This window comes from Kitasatospora sp. NPDC058218, from assembly GCF_042882445.1.
In the GTDB taxonomy this organism is placed as follows: Bacteria; Actinomycetota; Actinomycetes; order Streptomycetales; family Streptomycetaceae; genus Kitasatospora.
In genome coordinates this window covers 66,606-71,361 of record NZ_JBHVWC010000059.1, presented here as the reverse complement: position 1 = coordinate 71,361, position 4,756 = coordinate 66,606, and the positions used below count along the sequence as shown (strand labels likewise).

Here is a 4,756-nt window from a genome sequence, read left to right as displayed (position 1 = left end):
ACGCCGCGTCCGCCGCCGAGGCCAGCGCCCAGGCGAGCGGTTCGGCCGGCGCGGCCGGCACCCAGGCCGCCCGGGCCCGGGCCGCCGCGGACGCCGCCCGCAGCGCGGCCAACTCGGCCACCGCCGCCGCCGGCCGGGCTGAGAGCCTGGCCGCTTCGGCGGCCGCGGCCGCCAACGAGGCGAACGTGCGGGCCAACAGCGCCGCCGACCACGCCGAGAAGGCCGCGAAGGCGGCCGAGGACGCGGCCAACGCCGCGGGCCAGGCCCAGGACTGGGCCAACCTGGCGACCGCCCACGCGAACGCCGCGATCGAGGCGGCCAAGACCGCCAGCGACGCGGTCACGCAGGCCCAGAACATCGAGAAGCTGGCCCGCGAGGCCGAGGCGGCGAAGCTGGAGGCCGACAAGCAGCTGGGCATCGAGGAGGCCGCCGCCCTCACCAGGGTGGAGCAGGCCGACCAGGCCCGGTCGGCCAAGGCGCAGACCGAGGCCGGCACTCAGGACGCCGCGACCAAGGACCTGGTCCAGAAGGCCGCCACGGTGACGGACGTCGCTGCCGCGGCCGGCTTCGGCCGCAAGGCGGCGGTCAACCTACTGAAGGCCTCCGGCTCCTGGACCCGGGACGCCGCGCAGAGTGCGCTGTCGGGTACCGACCAGGCCGTGGTGGCGTGGGCGAAGTCCGACTACGGGCGCAGCCTGCGGCTGGACGACCGTGACAAGATCGTCTTTGTCGCCTCGATCGCCGATTCCAAGGTGTCGGCCGCCGCGCAGAAGACGCTGGAGAGCACCGACCCGACGGCGGTGGAGAAGTTCCTCACCGGCGGCGCGCTGGACGTGCAGGCCGAGGACTTCCGGGTCCAGATCCTCACCCTGATGAACGCCGGCGGTACCGCCGTCAAGCGCGAGGGCACGGCCGCGCTCAACGACGGCAGCGTGAAGGCGATGTCGACCTTCCTCACCCAGCGCTACGAGAACGCCGTGGCCGAGGACGACCGGGTGGCCGTCCTGACGGCGGTCAACAACGGCGGTCCGAACGTGAAGGCCACCGGTACGGTCGCCCTGGCCGGGCCGGCCTGGATGCAGCACGACTTCGTGACGACCGTGCAGTACAAGGCGGCCCAGCTGGACCAGGACACCGACACCCACGTGGCCTCGGTCCTGACCATGATCGCCAATGCGGCGAAGGACGCGGCCACCGCGAACCAGAACGCCCAGCTGGCGTTCGAGGTCGCGGCCAACGCGCGCAACGCCGCGCAGGAGGCACGGGACTGGGCGGACAAGGCCAATGCCTCGGCCCAGGAGGCCGAAGGGTACAAGGCCGACGCGCGCGTCAAGGCCGACGCGGCCAACGCCTCGGCGGCCGCCGCCGCGCAGTCCGCGCAGACGGCGAAGAACGCCGCGGCGACCGCCCAGACGGCCAACCGCGAGGCTAACTACTCGGCCAACCAGGCGAGCGCGTCCGCGAAGCAGGCCCTCGGCTCGGCGGCGAGCGCGCAGTCCTCGGCCGCCCAGGCGGCCGCGAGTGCCAGCGCGGCGGGCAAGGACGCGGCTGCCGCGTCCCAGGCGGCCAGCGAGGCGCACACCATAGCCGCCCAGAAGCGGGAGCAGGAGCAGGCCGCCGCGGCTGCCGCTGCCGCCGCCCAGGCGAAGGCGAACGAGGCCAACCACGTCAACCCGGCCAACACCACGGCCAACGACTCGGTGCCCAACCCGGCGACCCCGGCCGCGAACGGCGCGCCGGGCACCGACCCCAAGCAGGGCGCGCACGACTTCGCCCTGCTGATGGGGCACGTGAGCACCGTGACTGGGTTCCTTGCGGTCGGGTTCTCGCTCTTCCCGGCCACCGCACCGCTGGGGGTGTTCTTCGGCGGGGTGTCCCTGGTGACCGGTGTGATCAGCGCCGGCGTCTACGGCTGGGCCGACAACTGGAGCGGTCAGAACTTCAAGAACGCCTGCGCGGGTGTCGCGCTCTCGGTCATCGGCGCGGGCGCCGGCAAGGCGATCAAGGAGCTCGACAAGATCGGCGCCGTGGCCGAGACCGGCGTGAAGGCGGCGCGGTCCGTCGCGTCCAAGGCGGCCGAGGCGGGGCACAACATCGTCTCGCCGATCGTCGGCCTCTTCACCTGGTGATCTGATCCGGTCCGCGGCATAGGCTGCGGACCGGAGCGTCCGTGAATTCGAGCAAGGACTGTGGGGCCCGGGTCCGCCCGGGCCCCACGGCCGGGGCAGGGGATGGGAATGCAACCTTTCGGGCTCGGCGCGGTGGCGTGGTGGCTGATCGCGGTGCTGGTGACGGTGACGTTCCTGGTGCTGCTGGTGCCGTGGATGCCCACCCGGTCGCTGAAGATCCAGGCGTCCGTGACGCCGTTCGCCATGGCGCTCTTCGGCGGGCTGGCGTATCTGGCGAAGCACTACTCGCCCGAGGCCGTCCTGGCGATGTACTCGCTCACGGTCCTGGTGTTCCCGGTCGGCATGATGGGACACCGCAAGGAGACGGCGCGGCGGTTGCTGGACCGGGAGCGGAACGGCGCGACGTCGGAGAACGAGCCGCCGCGCGCGATGACCGTCCAGATGTGCATCGCCGCGACACTGCTCGGCGGCCTGGCGGTGTGGATCACCCTGTAGTCCGGCTCCGGACGGTGCCGTTCGGGGACCAGTCGGTCTGTTCCGTGGATTCACAAGTCGTATGCGAACCGTGAATGTGGTGTGACGGCGGGCGGCAAATTGATCTTCCCGAGATCCATCCGCTCGTGATAGCAATGATCCCGGTCGGAGTGCGCGGGGGGTCGAAAGCATCGCCCGACCTGGGTTTCATGCGCACGCCGCGCTCGCATTCCACAGCGAATTGCAGTAAATGACGGCACATTGGGGGCCAATATCATGAGTTCCATCACCAGGCTGTTCACCGTCGGCGCGATTGCGGGCGCGGTCGCGCTGTCCGGCGTCGTGACCGCCAACGCCGCCACGGCCGCCCCGGCCGGTTCGGCCGTCACGGCCGCCGACGACACCCCGCCGCCGCCGGCCGTCGAGGACTACGCCTACCCGGGCGCAGACCAGATCTTCAAGGACCGCGGCATCAAGCTCACCCGCGGCGACGGCCACATCGTCCTGGTGGCCTGCGGCACCCCCGGTCTGATGGAGGTGAACGCCCGCGGCATGCAGGACATCGACAAGGTCGGCGGCGGCCGCTTCTGCTTCAAGACCACCGGCACCACCGGCTTCCTCAGCCTCGAACTGCCCTCGGTCTACGGCGTCAGCACCAACGACTACGCGGCCCACCTGACCATGGCGGCCGGTGTCGACAGCAAGACCTACGACCTGCCGAAGAACGCCTGGACCGGGGTCGGCGAGATCGGCGACCCGCAGCACCGCCCGTTCACCCTGCTGGAGATCACCACCACCAAGTGACGGCCCCGCCGTCACCTCCAGCTCTGCTGACAGGGAGACACATCGTGCTTCGCACACGTCCGCGCGCCGCGTGGATGACCGGCCTGCTGGCCTCCGCGGCGGTCGTCGGCGGCCTGCTGACCGGAGGAACGGCCAACGCCGTCGTCGGCGACACCGTGCCGAACGGCAACCACGCCTTCACCACCAAGCTCGACATCGGGGAGGGCAAGCGCGCCTGTACCGGCGCGCTGGTGGACCCGTACTGGGTGCTCACCGCGAGCAGCTGCTTCGCCGACGACCCGGCCCAGCCGCTGGCCCTGGCGGCCGGTGCGCCGAAGCTGAAGACCGTCGCCACGGTCGGGCGCACCGACCTGACCGGCACGGCGGGCCACGTCACCGAGGTCACCCAGCTGGTGCCCCGGGCCGACCGCGACCTGGTGCTGGCCCGGCTGGCCAAGCCCGCCCAGGGCATCCCGACCGTCGGGCTCGGCGGCGCCCCGGTGGTCGGTGAGACCCTGACCACCACCGGCTACGGCCGGACCAAGGACGAGTGGGCGCCGCTCGCCCTGCACAGTGCCTCGTTCACCGTGCAGTCCGCGACCGCCACCACGGTCGCGCTGGCCGGCAAGACGGCCGGCAAGGACGCGATCTGCAAGGGTGACGCCGGTGGCCCGGCGCTGCGTCAGGTGGGCGGGTCGGTCGAGCTGGCCGCCGTCCACAGCACCTCCTGGCAGGGCGGCTGCTTCGGCAGCACCGAGACCCGCACCGGCGCCGTGGAGACCCGGGTCGACGACCTGGCCGGCTGGCTGCTGGACACCCGGCTGCACACCGCCTCGGTGAAGAACACCTTCAGCGGCCTCTGCGCCTACGTGTCGTGGCGGACCCCGGAGTGGGGCGCGCCGGTCACCCAGATCGACTGCGACCGCCAGTATGTCGACCAGGTCTGGGACTTCCAGCAGGTCGCGGGCGGCGGCTACCAGATCCGCAACGTCAACTCCGGGAAGTGCATGCTGGCCTCCTGGCAGAACCCGGAGAACGGCGGCCCGGTCGTCCAGGCCGACTGCGACCCGCAGTACATCGACCAGGTGTGGAAGCTGGAGAAGGTCGCCACGGGATACCAGATCCGCAACACCTTCAGCAACCGCTGCCTGGTCGCGTGGTCGGGCGACACCTCCCCGGGTTCCAAGCTGACCCAGTACGACTGCGTCCCGCAGTACGCGGACCAGGTCTGGGCGCTCTGACGGCACCGGAGTGCCGGTGAACCGGGGGCGTCGAGCCCTCGGGCCGGCACGGTGGAGCGGCCGGCGGGGTGCCGCAGCAGACCGTGCACGCCCCAGCACCCTAAACACCCCAACGAAACACCAGTGCCG

The 4,756-nt window shown here is 71.7% G+C and carries 4 protein-coding genes; all 4 read left to right on the top strand.

Annotation, left to right across the window (positions count from 1 at the left end):
- On the top strand, positions 1–2,129 hold a 2,129-nt coding region (locus ACFVYI_RS31825; RefSeq protein WP_387892004.1), incomplete at its 5' end, for an ALF repeat-containing protein.
- Positions 2,130–2,237: 108 nt separating this feature from the next.
- Positions 2,238–2,624 (top strand): hypothetical protein, encoded by a 387-nt coding sequence (locus ACFVYI_RS31820; protein WP_387892003.1) that lies wholly within the window; start codon positions 2,238–2,240, stop codon positions 2,622–2,624.
- Positions 2,625–2,879: 255 nt separating this feature from the next.
- On the top strand, positions 2,880–3,407 hold the full coding sequence (locus ACFVYI_RS31815) for a hypothetical protein (RefSeq protein WP_387892002.1): 528 nt from the start codon (positions 2,880–2,882) through the stop codon (positions 3,405–3,407).
- A 44-nt stretch (positions 3,408–3,451) separates the two neighbouring features.
- Positions 3,452–4,627 carry an RICIN domain-containing protein gene (locus ACFVYI_RS31810; protein ID WP_387892001.1) on the top strand — a complete coding sequence of 392 codons (1,176 nt, stop codon included), beginning with the start codon at positions 3,452–3,454 and terminating at the stop codon, positions 4,625–4,627.
- Positions 4,628–4,756 lie beyond the last annotated feature (129 nt).